This window comes from Ornithinibacillus liuyingii (genome assembly GCF_055550225.1).
Genome location: NZ_JBPWOS010000004.1, coordinates 188,494 through 207,353 on the forward strand (window position 1 = coordinate 188,494; position 18,860 = coordinate 207,353).

The 18,860-nt window shown below is 36.8% G+C and carries 16 protein-coding genes and 1 riboswitch; of the genes, 6 read left to right on the top strand and 10 right to left on the bottom strand.

Annotated features, from left to right (window positions below; all coding sequences use genetic code 11):
- Positions 1-4: 4 nt before the first annotated feature.
- Positions 5-103, bottom strand: a riboswitch (purine riboswitch).
- Between the two features lie 148 nt (positions 104-251).
- Complete coding sequence (locus ACSKT4_RS07060; RefSeq protein WP_465823097.1) at positions 252-1,826, bottom strand: cation:proton antiporter; 1,575 nt, start codon at positions 1,824-1,826, stop codon at positions 252-254.
- A gap of 264 nt (positions 1,827-2,090) precedes the next feature.
- On the opposite strand from ACSKT4_RS07060, the gene ACSKT4_RS07065 reads away from it, so the two are divergent.
- The 3 genes from ACSKT4_RS07065 (at position 2,091) to ACSKT4_RS07075 (ending at position 4,319) form a co-directional block, all read left to right on the top strand.
- Complete coding sequence (locus ACSKT4_RS07065; RefSeq protein WP_186868946.1) at positions 2,091-2,675, top strand: TetR/AcrR family transcriptional regulator; 585 nt, start codon at positions 2,091-2,093, stop codon at positions 2,673-2,675.
- A 15-nt stretch (positions 2,676-2,690) separates the two neighbouring features.
- Positions 2,691-3,887: an Acg family FMN-binding oxidoreductase gene (locus ACSKT4_RS07070; protein ID WP_186868945.1), complete on the top strand. Its 1,197-nt coding sequence runs from the start codon at positions 2,691-2,693 to the stop codon at positions 3,885-3,887.
- Between the two features lie 69 nt (positions 3,888-3,956).
- Positions 3,957-4,319, top strand: coding sequence for a hypothetical protein (locus ACSKT4_RS07075; RefSeq protein ID WP_186868944.1), 363 nt, complete (start codon positions 3,957-3,959; stop codon positions 4,317-4,319).
- An 84-nt stretch (positions 4,320-4,403) separates the two neighbouring features.
- Here the strand turns inward: ACSKT4_RS07075 and ACSKT4_RS07080 are convergent, their stop codons facing one another.
- The 7 genes from ACSKT4_RS07080 to ACSKT4_RS07110 form a co-directional block, all read right to left on the bottom strand.
- The gene (locus tag ACSKT4_RS07080; protein ID WP_465823098.1) at positions 4,404-5,603 is read right to left on the bottom strand and encodes an aminotransferase class I/II-fold pyridoxal phosphate-dependent enzyme; all 1,200 of its coding nucleotides are present in this window, start codon (positions 5,601-5,603) and stop codon (positions 4,404-4,406) included.
- Positions 5,604-5,799: 196 nt separating this feature from the next.
- Positions 5,800-7,935, bottom strand: a complete 2,136-nt coding sequence (gene vanT / locus ACSKT4_RS07085) for a serine racemase VanT catalytic subunit (protein ID WP_465823100.1) — start codon at positions 7,933-7,935, stop codon at positions 5,800-5,802.
- Between the two features lie 4 nt (positions 7,936-7,939).
- Entirely contained in the window at positions 7,940-8,695 is a 756-nt protein-coding gene (locus tag ACSKT4_RS07090; protein ID WP_186868941.1) for a M15 family metallopeptidase, read from the bottom strand.
- On the bottom strand, positions 8,692-9,747 hold the full coding sequence (gene vanG / locus ACSKT4_RS07095; protein WP_465823101.1) for a D-alanine--D-serine ligase VanG: 1,056 nt from the start codon (positions 9,745-9,747) through the stop codon (positions 8,692-8,694). The genes ACSKT4_RS07090 and vanG overlap by 4 nt, the downstream gene beginning before the upstream one ends.
- Positions 9,748-9,890: 143 nt before the next feature.
- Positions 9,891-10,988: a sensor histidine kinase gene (locus ACSKT4_RS07100; RefSeq protein ID WP_425516493.1), complete on the bottom strand. Its 1,098-nt coding sequence runs from the start codon at positions 10,986-10,988 to the stop codon at positions 9,891-9,893.
- Complete coding sequence (gene vanR / locus ACSKT4_RS07105; RefSeq protein ID WP_186868939.1) at positions 10,981-11,688, bottom strand: VanR-ABDEGLN family response regulator transcription factor; 708 nt, start codon at positions 11,686-11,688, stop codon at positions 10,981-10,983. Before vanR ends, ACSKT4_RS07100 begins: the two co-directional genes overlap by 8 nt.
- A 232-nt stretch (positions 11,689-11,920) precedes the next feature.
- On the bottom strand, positions 11,921-13,993 hold the full coding sequence (locus tag ACSKT4_RS07110; RefSeq protein WP_465823102.1) for a cation:proton antiporter: 2,073 nt from the start codon (positions 13,991-13,993) through the stop codon (positions 11,921-11,923).
- 618 nt (positions 13,994-14,611) lie between these two features.
- Here ACSKT4_RS07110 and ACSKT4_RS07115 point away from each other — a divergent pair.
- Positions 14,612-14,848 carry a small acid-soluble spore protein Tlp gene (locus ACSKT4_RS07115; RefSeq protein WP_186868937.1) on the top strand — a complete coding sequence of 79 codons (237 nt, stop codon included), beginning with the start codon at positions 14,612-14,614 and terminating at the stop codon, positions 14,846-14,848.
- A gap of 535 nt (positions 14,849-15,383) precedes the next feature.
- Here the strand turns inward: ACSKT4_RS07115 and ACSKT4_RS07120 are convergent.
- Together ACSKT4_RS07120 and ACSKT4_RS07125 are read right to left on the bottom strand one after the other, a co-directional pair.
- A complete protein-coding gene (locus ACSKT4_RS07120) occupies positions 15,384-15,638 on the bottom strand; it encodes a hypothetical protein (protein ID WP_436262595.1) in 255 nt (84 codons plus the stop codon).
- A 126-nt stretch (positions 15,639-15,764) separates the two neighbouring features.
- Positions 15,765-16,817 (bottom strand): NAD(P)/FAD-dependent oxidoreductase, encoded by a 1,053-nt coding sequence (locus ACSKT4_RS07125; RefSeq protein WP_186868936.1) that lies wholly within the window; start codon positions 16,815-16,817, stop codon positions 15,765-15,767.
- 231 nt (positions 16,818-17,048) lie between these two features.
- On the opposite strand from ACSKT4_RS07125, the gene ACSKT4_RS07130 reads away from it, so the two are divergent.
- Together ACSKT4_RS07130 and ACSKT4_RS07135 are read left to right on the top strand one after the other, a co-directional pair.
- Positions 17,049-17,840 (top strand): ABC transporter ATP-binding protein, encoded by a 792-nt coding sequence (locus ACSKT4_RS07130; RefSeq protein WP_186868935.1) that lies wholly within the window; start codon positions 17,049-17,051, stop codon positions 17,838-17,840.
- Positions 17,841-17,844: 4 nt separating this feature from the next.
- On the top strand, positions 17,845-18,771 hold the full coding sequence (locus ACSKT4_RS07135) for an iron-hydroxamate ABC transporter substrate-binding protein (RefSeq protein ID WP_186868934.1): 927 nt from the start codon (positions 17,845-17,847) through the stop codon (positions 18,769-18,771).
- Positions 18,772-18,860 lie beyond the last annotated feature (89 nt).

Genomic DNA, 18,860 nt, shown 5'->3' on the forward strand with positions numbered 1-18,860 from the left:
AAAAAATGAATGATTCATTTTCTGTAATCAGGATTTTAAGGTTCCTGGTAGAGACCCTCATGCCATATTCTGAGGTTATACAGGTAATATTTATTTATAAGTGAGCACTTTGAACAGTTTACTAGCTATTGTCTAATTTTTCAAGTAGTAAATTTTTGGGTGTAATATACTATTGGATGAACTAGTTAGAGAGCCCTGTTATGAACAAAGTGTTTTCGATACTGTGTATTTCCGATGAATTACGCATTCATTTAGCCCTTATCCTCCAACCCCACAATCCTATTCATGATCAATCCCTGTTCCCGTTCCGCCACTTCATCAGAGATAATTTCTTTCCTTAACAAATTATTAATCGCTTCATACTGCGCGTATAGCGAATGTTTCAGCAAGGCTATTTTCTGTTTTTCCTTCAGATCAGGATAGTTACGGAACAGTTCTTCTATATCATGGTGTAATGCCACACGTTGCTGTTCGTATTCATTGACCAGTTCTTTGGCTAGGAAATCCGATAAAAATAGATTCTTTTTCACTTTTGTAATTTCCTGAATGCCTGTCTCCAATTGTTGGGATCTAGCAATTAGTGTTTCATATTCTTCATAGCGTTTTTCTTTTTTGTTTACGCCTAATCGTGAAATAAGTGGCTTGATGGAAAGTCCTTGGACTACAAGGGAAAACAATACTACACTAAAAGCCATTAACAATATTTCTTCACGACCATCAAAATCCTTCGGAAGACTAAGTACAAGTGCGATTGATAATGATCCCTTGAGACCACCCCAGTTCATAATATGCTTCCACGATACGGGAATGTTTCTAATAAAAAGAAGGCTACTATATACTGCAATACTTCTAGCGATTAGCACAATGAGAATAGCAAACAAAATAAATATCCAGTTCTCTGCAACGTTAATTCTCGTTATTTCTAACCCTACCATTAAGAAGACAAGAGAATTCGCAAGTAGAGCGGCAACATCCCAAAAGTTATTGATGTTTAATTTAGTAGTAGGACTCATACCAATTTTTGAACCATAGTTACCAAATATAAGGGCAGCAACAACGACTGCAATAACTCCTGATGCTTGAATGCTTTCAGCTACTAAAAAGGCGCTGTAAAACAGAATAATACTAAAGATAATCTCTAATGGATAATCATCAAAGTATTTGGTCAAACGAGAGAACATGTAGCCTAGTAAAGCACCAGTTATCAATCCTAATGATATAACTTTTACAAACTCCCATAACCCATAACTAGCACCTATTAACCCTAGGTCTAGATAATAAATTAAAGAGAATGCCGATATGTTAAACAACACGACAGCCAGTCCATCATTAAACAAGCTTTCTCCTTCAATCACGGTAGCAAGCCTTTTCTTCACGCCTACGCTTTTAAATATGGACAAAACACTCACAGGGTCGGTTGCGCTCATTAATGCTGCAAATACAAATGCAGCAGGGATGGGAAATTGTAACCAAATTGAAGCAAAGCCGATAATAACAAAAGATAAAAGGGTTCCGCCAAATGCTAGAGCCAGAATTGGTTTCTTATTATCATTTAGTTGCGAAGAAGGCATCTTTAATGCAGCTTCACCTAATAAAGCAGGGAGAAACAGTGTAATAATGACAAAGTTAAACACTTCTCCTTCGGTAATAAATCTTATTAATGGTTGCAATACAGGGACATTGCTTAATCCAATAATCGCGCCGACAATGACTAGCGCAATCGGATAGGGTTGTTTAAATTTCTTTGCGATGGCTGTAATGCCAGCTGCAATCATTACTAAAAAAAGTCCTAGTTGAAAGATGTGATGTAAATCTAGGTCATGCACGCATAGTTCCTCCTCTGTTGCGTGAGTGATTATGGTATAGCTTTCCCCATCTATAGTTTCCTATTTCGTTCATATAAAAGTTTTAGTATCTCTAAATATGATTAATAAATTACAAACATTTTTAAAAATATTGAGTATGCGGTCGAAGCATCAAGATGATACCCATTTAATTGGTCGTTTTCTTTTTCATTTGACAAAATAGAGTAAATACTCTAATCTGTTAATTAGAGTATTTAATCTATTTCTGATGTGGAGGGAATATTGTTGAATAAGACGAAAGAAAAGGTTATAGAGACAGCTATTAGTATGTTCAATGAGGAGGGAACTAGTTCTGTCTCAACCAATCATATTGCTAAAGAACTCGGAATTAGTACAGGAAACTTATACTATCATTTCAAGAACAAAGAGGAAATTATTCGAGCGATTTTAGACAGAATGATTCAAGAATGGGACATGGTTTGGCAGGTTCCAAGTCCTGATTGGCAGCCTACCCTGGAAGACTTAAAGTCAATAATTAGACTTACCTTTCAATTACAGTGGAAATACCGTTTCTTCTATCGAGAGCTTATTGTATTGATGAAGATTGATCCGCTATTAAAAGACAGACATCAACGCATGCAAGAACAACGTATGTCGGAACAAAGGAATTTTTTCCAGTATTTTTTAGCATCTGGTGTCTTGAATTTACAGCAGGATCAATCGCAAATGGACTCCCTATTAAAAGTTAGCTGGATGATTAGTAACTATTGGCTTGCTTTTCTGGAAACAAATGATGAGGAAGTTTCAGAAGAGAAGGTAGAAGAAGGCATTCAACTAATTATGATGGTTATTCAGCCGTACATAAAATGAGAAGGAGCAAAGTAGATGAATATACAGGAGAACAAAGAGTTTGAAAGGCTATCGAGGAGAGTTTTTCTAAAGAGATTAGGGGGTGCTGTTCTTGTCATTTCCGTTGCAGGATTAGCATGGAGAATGATAGATCAAGGGGTATTTAGTACGGGGAAGGGACCTGCTTATGAAGCTTGGAATAGTAGTAAGGATAATCTAGAATCTGGTCCACTTGCCTTAGTAAACGATGCAATCCTAGCTTCTAATCCACATAACACACAACCATGGCTATTTAAAGTAACAGATTCGTTTATAGAAATATATGCAGATGAGAGCAGAAATCTTGGAGCATTTGATCCAATGAGAAGAGAAATGTTTATCGGTCTCGGTTGTGCCATTGAGAATATGATGTTATCTGCAAATGCACATGGTTATAATCCTAAATTAATCTATAAGCCTAGTATTACTGAACCAGACTGTATTGCTCGTATAGACCTTACACCGGGTGCAAAAAAAGATTCTCCATTATACCAAGAAATTCCACATCGACATACACATAGAGGGAAATATGATACGGACCGACAGATTTCGAAATCAATCCTTGCAGATATAAAGAATCTAATTGCAGATGAGAAAAAAGTAAAAATTTCCTGGATTACATCAACTGAGGAAAAGAAAAAAGTAGGAGATTCAATAGTAGAAGCAACAGAAGCCATCATAGCTGATGAGGAAATGAGTGCAGAGACTAATAAATGGTTTAAAGAAAATTGGAAAGATATTCAAGAACAACGAGATGGGATTACCTTGGATGCACAGGGGAGTTCCTTTCTGATACGGATGCTTGGTAAAATATTACCCCCTATGTCACATGAACGGAATGATCAATTTTGGCTATCCTCAACAGAGAGCGTTCATACGGCTACTGCTGCAACCTATGGAATCGTTTCAATACGAGATTCTAGTGACAAAGAACAACTTGCAAGAGCGGGTAGAGCATGGCAAAGAATTCACCTATATGGAACAAAGCTTGGGCTCGGGATGCAACCTCTAAATCAAGTACACGAGATGGCTGATCGTGAGCTAGTACTTGGTACATCGGAACATTTCGGAACAGAGTTAAAGAATATCGTAGGAGATGCATCTTGGAAAGGGATATTTACATTTCGATGTGGTTACCCATTAAAGGAAACACATCCAAGTCCGAGGAGAGCAATACGTGATGTCATCTTATAATCGGATTTATCGTAATGGTTTTCAATTAATCTAGTAAAGGGGTTGCTAGACTTGAGTACTTCTAAATTCATGCGTAAGGTGACGAGTTATCTAGGCAAGGCATTTTTATACTTTGGTATTATAGTGTTCGTGTTACTTCTTGGAGGCTTCATCTCAGATCTACGTAATTTTGATCGTACAAAAGGGGGATATGAAGCCCCATATGAAGATTATACAGGTGAACCAATAAATTTTGATGAACTAGACCAATCCAATGAAGGTATGATTGGGAGGGGCTATGTCATGAACATCGGCTTGAATTGTACAACAGGAATGATTTCTTTTGAGATATTTAAACAAAAAGTAGACTATCGGGTAGTTTCTGAGCGGGCAATAAAAGTCCACCAACCCCGTGAAGCTTGTATTAAGAGAGGATTTGAACCAGAATTCTAACTAGATGATAAATGGGAGTAATCAATATTCATGCTAGATTACTCCCATTTGATTATAGTGCTTCCGAACGTGAATCGAGTAAATCTAATAGACTAAAACTTGATTCTTTATGTTGGAGAAAGCGTTTAGAATTTGGACGATGTGTTCTTCTTCATGGGTAGACATCAATCTAATTCGAATCATTTGCTGTCCTTCAGGAACGGCTGGGCTTACTGCGACGTTGGTATATACCCCGTGCTCCATCAGTTCTCCCCATGTTTTAAATACTTGCATGTCATCGCCTAATATTATTGGGATAATCGGCACTACTCCGTCTGGCACATTATATCCAAGTGAGCGCAATCCGTCTCGAAGCGTTTGCGTTAGCGCTTGTATTTTATCGATACGTTCTGGCTCTTCAAGTAATATATCAAGCGCTGTCATAGCCGCCGCAACATTTGCAGAAGGTAAGCTGGCTGAGAAAATATAGGCAGAACTTGTATACGTTAAATAATGTATAAGCTCTTTACTTCCAGCAATAAATCCTCCAAAGGAACCAAATCCTTTTGAAAGTGTACCAACAATAATATCTACTTCATTATCTAAACCATAATAACTAGCCGTTCCAGCTCCGTTATTTCCGATAACACCAATTCCATGTGCATCATCAAGCATTATTTTTGCATTTGTTTTTCTAGCGGATTCCACCATATTTGGAAGATCAACTACCGTACCTGACATGGAAAATACGCCATCTGAAACGATTAGTTTTCCGTGATCATCGGGTGCTTTTTTTAGGCATTGATCTAGGTGATTCATATCATTATGTCTATAACGAATAATCTGGTCTTTATTCAGAAATGTCCCACGTGAAATTAATGCTGCCTGTACTATACTGTTATGGTTGTCTCGATCACTAAAAATGACATCATTTTTTCCTATTAAAGGAACAATAGCGCCTTGGTTAGTTTGATAACCGGTGTTAAAGGTGATGACAGCTTCTTTGCCAAGGAACTTCGCCAATTTTTCCTCAAGCTCTAGATGTAAATCCAATGTTCCATTATGTAACCGGCTGCCATTATTACCTATGCCATATTTACTTAGAGCTTGAATTGCTGCTTCTTTTACTCTATTATTTTGCGAAAAACCATGATAGTCACTAGAGCCTGCCATTACGACAGTTTTACCATCCATTTTCACAAGCGGTCCATTGTTCTCTTCAATTGTTGGATGGAAGGGAAATACGGAATTACGTAAAATATCTTTGGCCCTCGAATACGTCTTCACTTTATCGAATAGATCCAAGAAAATCCCTCCAAACTAATTTTTTTAATCTACGATTAAAGTATACCGCAAAAAATGTTGGATTTTAAATAAAATTTTGAATAAAAGGCAAATAATGTTGATAATTTGCTTTATTTGGAAAAAATTTGGACCTTTTTGTCCTTTCGTATAGGATAAGAAGAAAAGAATCGCTATGAAACGATTCTTTTCTTCCTGGTTATAATTTATCTTTATATTGATATTCTAGCCGTTCTCCTAATCTACTTAGTATTTCATTCGTAATCGTACCGCACTTATCAGCTATTTCTTCACAACGAATTTGTTTATCTCCATCCGTACCGATAATCGTAACAATATCATTCTGTTTGACTTCATTTATATGGGAAACGTCAATGATTAATTGGTCCATACATATTCTCCCGATGATCGGTGCCTTTTTCGAATGGAGTAATACGTATGCATCATTTTCAGATAGGTGTCTTGGGATTCCGTCTGCATAGCCTATGGTGACAGTGGCGATCGTCATTTTCGACTTTGTTTGATATTGTCTTCCATAACCAATCGCCTCCCCTGAATCTATTTCTCTAATAACTGCTATTCGGGCCATTAAGGATAATACCGGTTTTAAATGAATTGGAGTACCGGTTCTGCCTGGGGTGCTTAATACCCCGTATAAGGCGATTCCAGCACGTGCATAGTCACAAGTTAAATCGGGGTAATTTAATATTCCATAACTTGATTGGATATGTAGTTTTCCAGGCTGATATCCGTTCTCCTTTAGGGAGTCAATTAACTGGTAGAATTGCTGAATCTGCTGTTTGCTATACTGAATGTCTTCGTCTAGTAAACGATCAGAAGTAGATAAATGGGTAAAAACTCCTGCCACTTTTATATTGGCACAATGGAATATTTTTTCGATTTCGATACGGTTTTCGCCGGGAATACCAAGCCTGTGCATACCTGTATCAATTTTTATATGAACAGTAATCATTTTCGGATAGTCATTTAACAGTTTTGCATAGGCGTAATCTACTACGGTTTGTATTAGCTTGTATTTTACTAAATACGAGAAATCTTTAGGATTGGTATATCCAAGAATTAGAATGTCTCCTTTTATCCCATTCTGTCGTAGTCGTATCCCCTCTGATATAGTAGCAACTGCAAACGCCTTTATTCCAGTCCTCATTAATTCACGTGCAATGATGACGTCCCCATGTCCATACGCATTTGCTTTAACCACAGCCATTAAATCACATTGGCTTGGAAGGGTCTGGTTAAGCTCCTTCACATTGTGTCTAAGTGCTCCAAGGTCAATTTCAATCCATGCTCTACTGTCGGGGGATACATGATTCTCTTTTTTGGTATTTGAAAATAACAGAACTAGAATTATCGATACTAAAAGTGAGACCCCGCAAACTACCAAATAATGAATAAGACTGTGGTAGATTAATAGTTGTTCCTGATTCATAACTTTAGCAAATCCACGTACTAGAATAATAATCCAAGGGTGAATCAGGTAGAGGAAGAGCGATAAGTTACGTAGTGTTTTACTACTTTTTCCTGGTAGCTTTCTCAATAAAAGAAATAAATAATACATGCAAGGTACGAGTAAGATGTACATACTATCATGCCTTTGCCAGGAATGACTATGTAGTAAAAGTCCCTCCATAATAAATAAACTACCCGATGAAAATAGTCCGATCAGGATATGCTTCATGGAATAACTTAGATTAGTTTTTGCGATTGTTATTCCTAATATAAGAAAGATAGGAGCGAAAAATAGTCCATTTCTCGTGTAATCAACTATAGTAAAAATGGACTCATAGAATGTAGCTAGGGAATTGGTGGTTTGAACAAGGCCATAATAGCTGTCACCAAGTAGTCCAATTCCATATAATACAATTGCCCCAACCCAAGAAGCTCTAAGTCCAAATCGTTGTATACCAAACGTTACAATTAGAATGCCGACAATCATGGCAGGTAAGTACCATAGGTGATAAAACGTGCCATCAAATAAAATATCTTTAACAAGCTTATTCCAGGAGAACGTATCCTGAAAATAGCCAGAATAGTAATTCACAGGTAAGAAAAGCAGGATTGAAAGCCCATAGATAGTACTTATCTTAATGACAGAGCTTCTAATATAGGAACGGTCTTTATTCTGGATTGCTTGGTATAGAAAATAACCCGTTACCATCATAAAAAATGGAACTGCTACACGGCCCACAATACGAGTGAGAATGAAATCAGCCGTTTCATTTATGCTATACAATGGGGAGGTGTGAATAGCAATTACTAGAAATGCTGCGATGACACGGAACATGTCTAGGGATCCTGTTTTATTGAATTGCATAAAGTCACCCCCAGGTCGTTATGATAAAGCCATCTACATTATTTCCTGATACTTGATAAAAGCAGTTGTCTGGTATGTCAATTGTTATTGGATGTGACTCTGCCTTAAGAAAGCTAATTTCTATTTTTTGATTACCTTTAAGATAATGATAGTGTTTCACTCCAAAGGTAAAATCTTTGATAAATGCGATATATTCTTCTAAACAAAGCTGTTGTTCCTGCATGATTTGTGCATGCGGGTATCCAACATAACGAAAATGCCATGGCTCATGAGAGATTCCAGTAACCGCTTCTTTATCCAACCCATATCGTTCAATAAAACCAAATTTTGCTGCTTCTCTACGGAACTTCCCAGCAATTCCAGAATAGGAGAAGTGGGGTCTGATGAAATCAATATTCTCAGCACGTTCGCCCAAATCAATAGCTAATCCTGTTTGGTGCTCACTGCAATTTGGTAAGGCTACATATTTTTCCGTAAATCGTTTACCGTTTTCTAATAAAGAAGATTGATAGATTTCCTCTTGTTCTTTTTGATTTCGATAGCCACTAACTAAGACGATTTTCTCTTTGGCAGAAATGGAATTGAGTAACTGGTTTAGTAGATTTGCAGTGTTCTTCTCTAACTGGATTCGACTAGACTCTATTCCAATAGGTAGTAATTTCCTAGTAAAATATGCATTATTTTGGATTGGATGTTCTCTGTTAACTAGTATTTGATAGCCTTTATGGATGTCTGCTTGTTGTAATGTAAGTACAGTCATTTTTCTAAACCTACTTGAATGAGCTTGTCTAGAAGATCGGCAAACTCTAATCCAATTCCTTTCATCATGTTCGGGTATCTACTATGTGTCGTAAAGCCAGGAAACGTATTAACTTCATTGAAGACAATCTCATTATCTGGCGTTAGGAACATATCTACCCGTGCTAGTCCGCTACAGCCCAAAGTGCGGTAAATAGTGACTGCTGCTTCTTTTACTTTTTTCTCAAGCTCTTGATCAATGCGAGCCGGGACATAAATCTGGGATAGCTCAAGGGAGTATTTTTCCTTATAGTCAAAAAATCCCCCCGGCACTTCTACTTCATCTACTAGGCCAATGGTTAAGTCTCGATTACCTAAAATAGCACAGCCAACTTCAAAGCCTTCAATATTTTCTTCAATGATTACTTCTTCATCATATAGAAAGGCTTCTTTTATAGCGTTTGATAGCTCCTTTTTCTGATAAACCTTTGTAATGCCATGTGAAGAACCTGCCTTGACCGGTTTTACATATAAAGGATAGCTTAATTGATTTGTTCCCTCGAAGATTTCCGTTTGTGAACAGTTCCTTGTAAATACAACAGATGAAGGTGCTTTAATTCCAGTCATGGCAACTAATTGATGGGCTTTGTCCTTGTCCATACATAATGCAGAAGATAAGGTATTACATCCAACAATCGGGATGCCAGATAGTTCTGCCATTCCCTGAAGTGTTCCATCCTCGCCATATCTCCCATGAAGAATAGGAAAGATTACATCGATTACGGTTATTTGAACGGTTCCATCCTTTTTGAATTCAATTAATTTATTCTCGTATCTGTCGGGGGAAATCACTACCGAATAACAATTTGAATCGTCTTCATACCAAGTATTGTTGCGAATGTGGTCAACATCTCCTTGATAACGTAGCCATTTTCCAGTCTTCGTAATCCCGATTAATATCGGTTCATATTTTTCCGTATCTAGATTAGTAATAATGGCGTGGGCGGATTGTAGTGAAACCTCATATTCACTGGAATATCCACCAAATATAATAGCAACATTTATTTTTCCCATTTGATATGCTCCTTTTCTATGTTTTCGTTACAAAAAAACACTTTCTAACTTGATAGGTATATCGTACCAAGCTAAAAAGTGTTATTCTTTCGTATTTCATCAAGAAAAACTACTAAATTTCTCTTTAATTTCTTACAAAATTCCTACGAGAGGTTTGGAATATAGATGTTGAATTCAATTCTTTCATTGGAACTTGAAACAGATATAGTTCCTTGGTGTAATTCAACAATTTCTTTTGCAATGGCTAAACCTAAACCAGCTCCCCCTGTATTAGTACGTCTAGAAGAATCTAAACGATAAAATTGTTCAAATATGCGATTTAATTTTTCTTCGGGAATAGTATTTCCTTGATTCTCAAAACGAATTTGGACGCCTTGTTTTAGTTCCTTTACTTCTATCGTAATCGTGCTATTAGGGAAACTATAGCTAACAGCATTACGAATGATGTTATCAAATACCCGCTCCATTTTTTGAACATCACATGTTAGTTGAAAACTAGTAGGAGAAATGAGCTTAAATTCGAGGTTTTTTTCAACCATTAATGGTTGGAACTCAAATGTTATTTGCTCTAGCATTCGAGTGACATTAATTTGACTAGTTTCAAGGGTCAGTTGGCTTAAATTAAAACGAGTAATCTCGAAAAACTCATTGATTAAATCCTCTAAACGTATTGCTTTATCTAATGAAATAGAGGTGTATTTATGTACAAGTTCTTCCGAAATGTTCTTTTCATCTCGAAGTAAGGTTAAGTAGCCAATCACAGATGTAAGTGGGGTCTTGAGATCATGAGCTAGATAGACAATTAAATCATTTTTTCTTTGCTCCGCTTCCCTTGCTAACCGGTCATTTCGTATCGCCTCTTGCTTTATTTGATTCATTTGGACTTCCACTTGCTGAAGTTCTCTTGGTAATTGGATGAGGTCTTCATTGTTAGAAGCTAATTCATTACTAGCCTTTACGATGCTATTAAAATAAAATAGAATTCTTTTCCAATTAATAAAAAGAATGACGATAAATCCTATAATCCAGCAAGCCGATAGGAATAAGATTGGATTATTATTAATTGGACTAAGTATTAATTCATATATGTATTCACCAGGATACCAGATGAATCTTGAAAATAAGAATCCCGCTATGAAATATGTAAATATTAGCAGTGCTGTAAAAATAACGACCATATATACGAATCTAAGAAATATAGCTCTTGTCAAGTCTTTTGCTAAATAATCTCGCTTATTCAATCGTATAGCCAACTCCCCAAACGGTTTTAACAAACTTAGGATTTCTAGCCTTTTCATTCATCTTTTCCCGTAGACGACCAATATGGGCCATTACGGTGTTATTGTTATCGATGTATTTTTCTCCCCAAACCGCTTCGAATAGCTCTTCAGAGGAAACCACTTTACCCTTATTTTCACAAAGGTACCATAAGATGGAGAACTCTAAAGGGGTGAGGGCTAGTTGTTTTCCATAGAGGAAACATTTATGCTTGTCTTTGTTAATGTACAATCCAGCAAAATCATATACCTTTTCACTAGAAACTGTCATGTTTTCAGTTGATTCGGTATGATTATATCGTTTGTATCTTCTTAATTGTGCTTTAACTCGTGCTACCATTTCAAGTGGATTAAATGGTTTCGTTATATAATCATCTGCACCGAGTGTAAGTCCAGTGATTTTATCGATATCCTCTATTTTAGCGGTTAGCATAATAATCGGATAATGATAATGGTCTCTAATCCGCTGGCATAGCGTGAAACCGTCTACTTCAGGTAACATAATATCTAATAGTGCTAAATCAAAAGTAGTGGATTCAATACTTGCTAATGCATCTTTCCCATTAGCATATTTATGAACGTTAAAACCTTCATTCGTAAGATAGACTTCGATTAAATTTGCAATTTCGTATTCATCCTCTACAACAAGTACTTCTGCTGTCATGTTCTCACCTTCATTGTTAATGGATTAGACTGTAACTCAATTGGATTATATCATAATTTGATTGGAAAGAACTGTTAATCCCTGCTTTGTTCAGATTAGGGAAGATTAGTATGAAAATAAAAATATAGACCATTGGAGCTCCAATGGTCTATTAGCTTGTTGTAAAAGGATTACTAATTATCGATAAGCTGCCTGCTTTAAAGGTGTACAATTTATTAGCATAATCTTTTAATCAGTTATACTCCTCATAGTCTTTTTTCCTTAGCACTTCTTTTGGTACTTCAATACCTTTTGAGCCTCTAATATCCACTACCTCTTCTTCTCGTGGATAATAAATGATGAAGCTTTCTGGTTTGACAATTGCTAATTTCTTGGGTAATTCTTCAAGCTCTGGATGCCAAGCAACTGTGCCTCTTCTTGCACTTAAAATAACAATAATATCGTCCTCTACTAACCTTGTTTCCAAACCTTCCTGCAACGCTTTCCAGCTATCTATTGTTCGTATCTCGGTAGGAGGCTCTGGTTTAATTTGCTTCAGATATTCTTCATATGTGTCAGTTGAATCGTTTATTACTAAAACTAATAAGGAAGCACTTAGGCTCGCGGTTAATCGTTTAATTCGTTCCAATGCATCCATAAATCCTGGTTTATGATCTGCCCCATACGGAATAATTAAAATAATTCGTCTCGTTGTTTGTAATGGGTGGCCTAACTTGGTAACTAATACCGTTTGTGTTGTTTGGTCAACAAAGCGATCAATAACACTTCCAAATAATTTATTTGAGTTTCTCTCGGCATCCCATCCAATTACAACCGTATTAATTCTTTCTTCTGCTATGGCTCTAATGATGCCGTTTGACACGTTTTGATCTACCCTAGTTATCGGTCGAACTGGTATCTCGGCACCAGCAGCATACATAACGGCGTGACCTAACATTTTTTCAGCTTGAGCGACCTCATCATGTGCCGTAGTAATATCCTTTTGAACGACAGTAAGAGGATACAAAGGCTGTTCATCTGTATGCGAATGCTTAATCATATTCGCAAGGTCAAGTAACGATTCCATTGTTTGTGGATTGGCCAAAGGGATAAGAACACGTTCAGGACTTTGCTTTCTTTCACTCGGCTTTTGTTCTTCTTTTAATGCTAACTTTCTACCGTATTTTTCCACGAAATATGGTCCTACAATACAAGTTATTAATATCATGATAATAACAGCATTAACCGTTGCCTGGTCAAGCAGGCCAACTTCAAAACCAACTAATGTGGAAGCAAGTGTCGCTGCCGCCTGTGGAACAGTTAACCCAATCATGACATTACGTTCTTTCTTAGAGTAGTTATAAATCTTGCTAATAAGGATTGGTGCTAGTGCTTTTCCTATAATGACAGAAAGTACAATTGCTCCTGTAATAATCCATGCTCTTGGGTTGTTAAATAATACACTTAAATCCATCAACATCCCAACAGATAATAAGAAGAATGGGATAAATAGTGCATTACCTAAAAAGCGTATTCGATTCATTAATGTTCCATGTTCAAGTACAAAACGATTTAATGCTAAACCTGCTAAGAATGCCCCAATGATTGGTTGCATGCCAGCAATAACCGCTAAAAATCCGGAAACAAAGAGAATAACCATGACATATGTAAAATTCATTACACCTTCGTTTTCAGAGTTTCGGAAAAACCATCTAGATAATATTGGAGTTCCCCAAAGAATAATGAGTACAAAAACGATTAATGAGATTGTCATTTTCACCCAAAAATGAAGTGATAATTGGCCGGCTGCAGCACCGGTAACTACTGCTAATATTAATAAGGCGAAGGTATCCGTTAGAAGTGTACCTCCAACAGCAGTGGTCACTGCCTTGTTTTTCGCAATTCCAAGTCTACTGGCAATAGGATAAGCAAGAAGTGTGTGTGAGCCAAGAATGGAACCAAGAAGGATAGAAGCTGTTAAGCTATAATCAAATATAAGACCAACACAAGTTCCTAAGACAAGTGGAATAGTAAAGGAGATGGATCCAAATAAAATACTTCGACTCCGATACTTTTTAAAGCCATCAATATCTAGCTCTAAACCTGCAATAAAAATGATAAATAACAATCCGATTGTACCTAATAATACAATGGTCTGATCTCGTTCAAGAAGATGAAAACCATGCGGGCCAATAATGACTCCGGCAAGAATTGGGCCAATAATGCCAGGGATTCTCAGTTTTTTCATCAATATTGGAGTAATTAAAAAGATAACCATTGCGATAGCAAATATAATAACCGGTTCATCAATTGGAAGCTTTATCAAAAAATCTCCCTCCCTAATAAATTTTTATAGTAGCCCCTTTAAAGTATCAATTTAAAATTCTACTATATAATATTTTAAACGAAATTATTCATTAAATGTCTTTTAATATTGGGTATAAAATTCCTCCTAATTTATTATTTAAATCTAACATAACAGTGTAAGCGTTTTTACTGCTAGCGATAAATAAGGTGAACCATAAGTAGCGTAAGATTAGGAGGGAAGAGGATAGTAACGTTGTTTACTTACCGGTGCAGCAACTGACTTGTAGTGCTATAGCATTAAAGTTAGCTACTAAAGGTTATCGTTTAAGCTTGCTAGATTATAACGAGAAGGATGGAAAGGAAACGGCAGAAAGTGTAAAAAGCTAGGAGCTGAAGTGATTTTGTAAAAGCCAATGTGTCGAAAGAATAGTATGTGCAATATTATGTAGCTCAACCAGTGGAGGCTTTTGGGAGAATAGATTACTTACATACGCTCTTAAGTCTTGATAAGGCTAGCTATCGGGATACGTTAGATTATGAAAAAGTGATTTAGGGAAGAAGGAAGCTTCTTTTTTCGTATATAAAAAAGAAGCAGAACCAAACTACCATTAAAAGCAGTTAAATATGGAGGTCCGTAATGAGTGATCAAAAAACCCCTAAACCTGATAATCGAAAGAATAATGTGGAAAGATTACACGACATGATGGAAAGAACAGAAGCAAAATTGCACGAGGCAGAAATGAGTATGGAGCATGTAAGCTCAGAAGAACAAGAACGCATCAATCAGAAAAATGAACATAGAAAACAATCTATTAAAGCGATGAAGGAAGAGATGTTAGACGAGATGAATGACCGAATGAAAGGTGATATTTAAGTGAGTTTTCGGATATATATAGGCTCCCCATTTTGGTGAAAATTCTGTTTTGCCTATAGGGGGGCTTTTTTGACAGATGAGGAAGTAAAGCCTTTATAATGGGACACGGTGAAAAAGATAAGAGAAAGTGCTTTTCGATAACCAAAATGAGTAGGAATGAGTGGTAAAGGAAACAGAGGGAGTGTCTCAGTTACGAAAATGAGGAAGGAGAGCTGAAAAGGGAAACAGAAGGAGCGTCTCAGTTACCAAAATGAGGAAGGAGAGCCGAAAAAGGAAACAGAAGGAGCGTCTCAGTTACGAAAATGAGGAAGGATAGCCGAAAAAGGAAACAGAGAGCGCCCCCCAGTTACCGAAATGAGGAAGGAAAGCCAAAAAAGGTAACCGAGAAGCCGGATGCCCGATTTATTATTTAACCGTGCAGAAGAAAACTACCACATTTGCATAAAGACAAGCGAATGTGGTAGTTTTCAAACCGAATCGATCACACTGGTGAGTTGCTGTTTTACTAAGTGATTGCTATTAATCTTTTTAACTGTTAATAGTAAGGATAATATGGTGCCCCATATCCATAAAACGGATAACCATATCCATACGGCGGGACTAGAGCGCTTCCTAAGAGCCCACCTAATACGCCTCCAATAAATGGTGCTCCAAACCCATATCCATATCCATACCCAAATGGTCGACCAAAACCGAACGGTCTACCGAATCCGAATGGCCTTCCGAAAGGCCGAGGTCTAAATACTCTTTCGTCGTTTTGTGCTTGCATTGAATATAATCCTTCATACATCTATATGTTCCTCCTTAAAAAGATTTTTTTAGTGATTAATTGGCCCATATGGTAATGTATGTAAGGGAATGGAGATTGCTTGGGTATCAACCTAGAAATAGTTACAAATTTTAGTGAGCATAGCAGTTATTTGACTAACTTCTTTATTAAATCTTTATTTCTTTCTTCAAAAACCTCATTATGTGAGGAGACCATAGCCATTTCATTAGCTTTAGGTTCAATAAATAGCTTTGCCCTGTTAACTGCGTTGGCAGCATCTTGAAATGCACCAGCAATTAAATGTAATTTACCATCGTGCTTTAAAATATCCCCAGCCGCAAAAAGGCCAGGGATCGATGTTTCGCTCATCGAAGTACCCTCGATATAAAAGTCATCAATTAAATTAATTTCCAGTGGACTATTTTTTATAAGGGATATATCTTGATCAAATCCATGGTTGATCAAGACATGATCTACCTCCAGTTGAATAGCTTCACTCGTTTTATCGTTATATAGTTCTACATATTCAATTTTATCCTGGTTCTTGTTTGCTAAGAAATTTGTTATCGATGTATGGAAAAAACATTTTGCTGAACTGTTTAATAATTGTATTATTTGTGCTTCATGTCCCTTTAAATGCTCTTCATCTTTTCGGTAGGTAAGATATACTTTTCTGGCGATTGGCTCTAATTCATTTGCCCAATCAATAGCTGTATTACCACCGCCTGATATGAGAACCGTTTTGTCCTTAAACTTCCTTAACGATTTTATCGTATAGTGAAGGTTTGAAATTTCAAAGCGCTCGGCACCTTTTATATTTATCTTTTGTGGGCGTAAAATACCACTTCCAGTTGCAATGATAACGGTTTGAGACAAATGCTCTCTCCCAGATGACTCCGTTAATAGGAACTGTCCGTCGTCAAGTTTTTGAATAGATTCTACTTTCGCATTTAATACGACTGTTGGATTGAAGGTTAGACCCTGCTCCACGATTTGATCTATTAATTTCGTACCTGTAACAGGTGTTAGCCCCCCGACATCCCATATCATTTTTTCTGGATAAATATGTACTTTTCCACCTAATTGTGGTTGGAAATCAATAATCTTTGTTTTCATATTTCGTAATCCACTATAAAATGCGGCAAAGAGTCCTGCAGGGCCCCCGCCAACTATTGTTACATCAAATATGTCATTAGACATGGTCTACCGCTCCTCGATTATCATGATTGGTTTATCACCATAACAAACTTTTTAAATCTTCAATTGACAATGAGAATCATTTTCATTATATTATTGATTGTAAACGAAAATGAGAATCATTATCAACACTTTTTTCGATTTTTCTGCAGAAGGAATACAATAATCTTTCCAGCCTGCAAAGAAAAGCTACTATTTGTTAAAGTGGGAGTTTTTCTATTATGGGAGGTAATTATGCATAGATTACATACAGACCGTGTTCGTTTAGGGTATGGGGAACGAATCATTATAGATGACCTATCACTTGAGATTCCCGATAAGAAAATAACAACTATTATCGGATCAAATGGTTGTGGGAAGTCGACATTATTAAAAGCGCTAACACGTATCATTTCTCATCAATCCGGAGCAATTATGTTAGATGGCAAAAGCATTTTAAAAGAGAATACGAGATTACTAGCAAGAAAAATGGCCATTCTTCCACAAACTAATGAAATTCCGGTAGGTTTAACGGTTGGAGAGCTAGTATCCTATGGACGGTTTCCTTATCAAAAGGGATTTGGGAGATTAAATCAGTCAGATCTGGATGCTATTGATCGGGCCTTGGAGAAAACAGGGACAGCTGAATTTAAGTATGAATCCGTGGATTCGTTATCAGGAGGACAACGGCAACGGGTTTGGATTGCTATGGCGCTCGCGCAGGAAACAGAAATTATCTTCTTAGACGAACCGACTACATATCTAGACATGGCACATCAATTAGAGGTGTTGGAACTTTTACAACAATTGAATAAGGAGGAGGGAAGGACAATTGTAATGGTGCTGCATGATTTAAATCAAGCTGCACGATTTGCTGATTATATTATTGCGTTAAAAAACGGCAAAATTGTTCGTTCGGGTTCTAGTGAAGAAGTAATTAGTCATGAAGTACTGAAGGAAGTATTTCAGATAGATGCGGTGGTTGAAAAAGACCCGAGAACCAATAAACCGATATGTATTACCTATAATTTAATTAAGGGAGAGTAATGTTATGAAAAAGATAATCCTATTAGTTGTTCTTATAGTACTACTAGTTCTTAGTGCATGTGGGAAGGAAACGTCTAATGAAAGTGAGCAGTCAGATAAGGTCGACTCGAAGCGGGAGGAGACAATCATCTATGAATCTGAAAATGGCCCGATTGAGGTGCCTAAAGACCCACAGCGTGTCATTGTTCTTTCGTCCTTTGCAGGAAATGTGATGGCTTTGGATGTTAATTTAGTAGGTGTCGATGCTTGGAGTAAGCTAAATCCTCGTTTTGAAGAGGGGTTAAAGGATGTAGAACAAGTATCAGATGAAGATTTAGAAAAAATAATTGAATTAGAGCCGGACTTAATTATTGGTCTTTCCAATACGAAAAATATGGATAAATTAAGTGAGATAGCCCCTACTGTACTCTTCACTTATGGCAAGGTAGATTATCTTACACAGCATATTGAAATTGGTAAATTATTAAACAAGGAAAAAGAAGCGACAGAATGGGTTCAAGACTTCCAAAACCGTGCGGTAGCAGCTGGAGAGGATATACGTTCTCGTTTGGGTGAGGAATTAACCGTTTCGGTAATTGAAGGCTATGATAAGCAAATATATGTATACGGCGATAATTGGGGACGTGGAACTGAAATTCTTTATCAAGAGATGAAGTTGAAAATGCCAGATAAGGTAAGAGAAACTGCATTAGAAGCGGGTTACCATGCAATTTCTCCAGAAGTGCTACCAGAGTTTATCGGTGACTATGTGGTAGTTAGTAGTTTCTCTGACCAAGAGAATGCTTATTTAGAGACGGAAACCTATCAATCTATTCCAGCAGTGAAAAATGGAAATGTAATTGAAGTAAATGCGAACGAATTTTACTTTAATGATCCACTTACATTAGAGCTTCAATTAGAAACATTTATCAAGGCATTTCAGGAAAATTAAACAAAGATAGAGAAGGGATTCGCTATTGGAGTCTCTTTTTCGGAAATCGGAAAGTATAAACATTATTCCCGTCAGCATAAGAAAAACGA

What these genes read in the sequence shown, in the direction of transcription:
- ACSKT4_RS07070 (WP_186868945.1), top strand. Translation starts at nt 2,691, where the DNA reads ATGAATATACAGGAGAACAAAGAGTTTGAAAGGCTATCGAGGAGAGTT.
- ACSKT4_RS07075 (WP_186868944.1), top strand. Translation starts at nt 3,957, where the DNA reads ATGCGTAAGGTGACGAGTTATCTAGGCAAGGCATTTTTATACTTTGGT.
- vanT (WP_465823100.1), bottom strand. Translation starts at nt 7,935, where the DNA reads ATGCAATTCAATAAAACAGGATCCCTAGACATGTTCCGTGTCATCGCA.
- ACSKT4_RS07090 (WP_186868941.1), bottom strand. Translation starts at nt 8,695, where the DNA reads ATGACTGTACTTACATTACAACAAGCAGACATCCATAAAGGCTATCAA.
- vanG (WP_465823101.1), bottom strand. Translation starts at nt 9,747, where the DNA reads ATGGGAAAAATAAATGTTGCTATTATATTTGGTGGATATTCCAGTGAA.
- vanR (WP_186868939.1), bottom strand. Translation starts at nt 11,688, where the DNA reads ATGACAGCAGAAGTACTTGTTGTAGAGGATGAATACGAAATTGCAAAT.
- ACSKT4_RS07115 (WP_186868937.1), top strand. Translation starts at nt 14,612, where the DNA reads ATGAGTGATCAAAAAACCCCTAAACCTGATAATCGAAAGAATAATGTG.
- ACSKT4_RS07120 (WP_436262595.1), bottom strand. Translation starts at nt 15,638, where the DNA reads ATGTATGAAGGATTATATTCAATGCAAGCACAAAACGACGAAAGAGTA.
- ACSKT4_RS07125 (WP_186868936.1), bottom strand. Translation starts at nt 16,817, where the DNA reads ATGTCTAATGACATATTTGATGTAACAATAGTTGGCGGGGGCCCTGCA.
- ACSKT4_RS07130 (WP_186868935.1), top strand. Translation starts at nt 17,049, where the DNA reads ATGCATAGATTACATACAGACCGTGTTCGTTTAGGGTATGGGGAACGA.
- ACSKT4_RS07135 (WP_186868934.1), top strand. Translation starts at nt 17,845, where the DNA reads ATGAAAAAGATAATCCTATTAGTTGTTCTTATAGTACTACTAGTTCTT.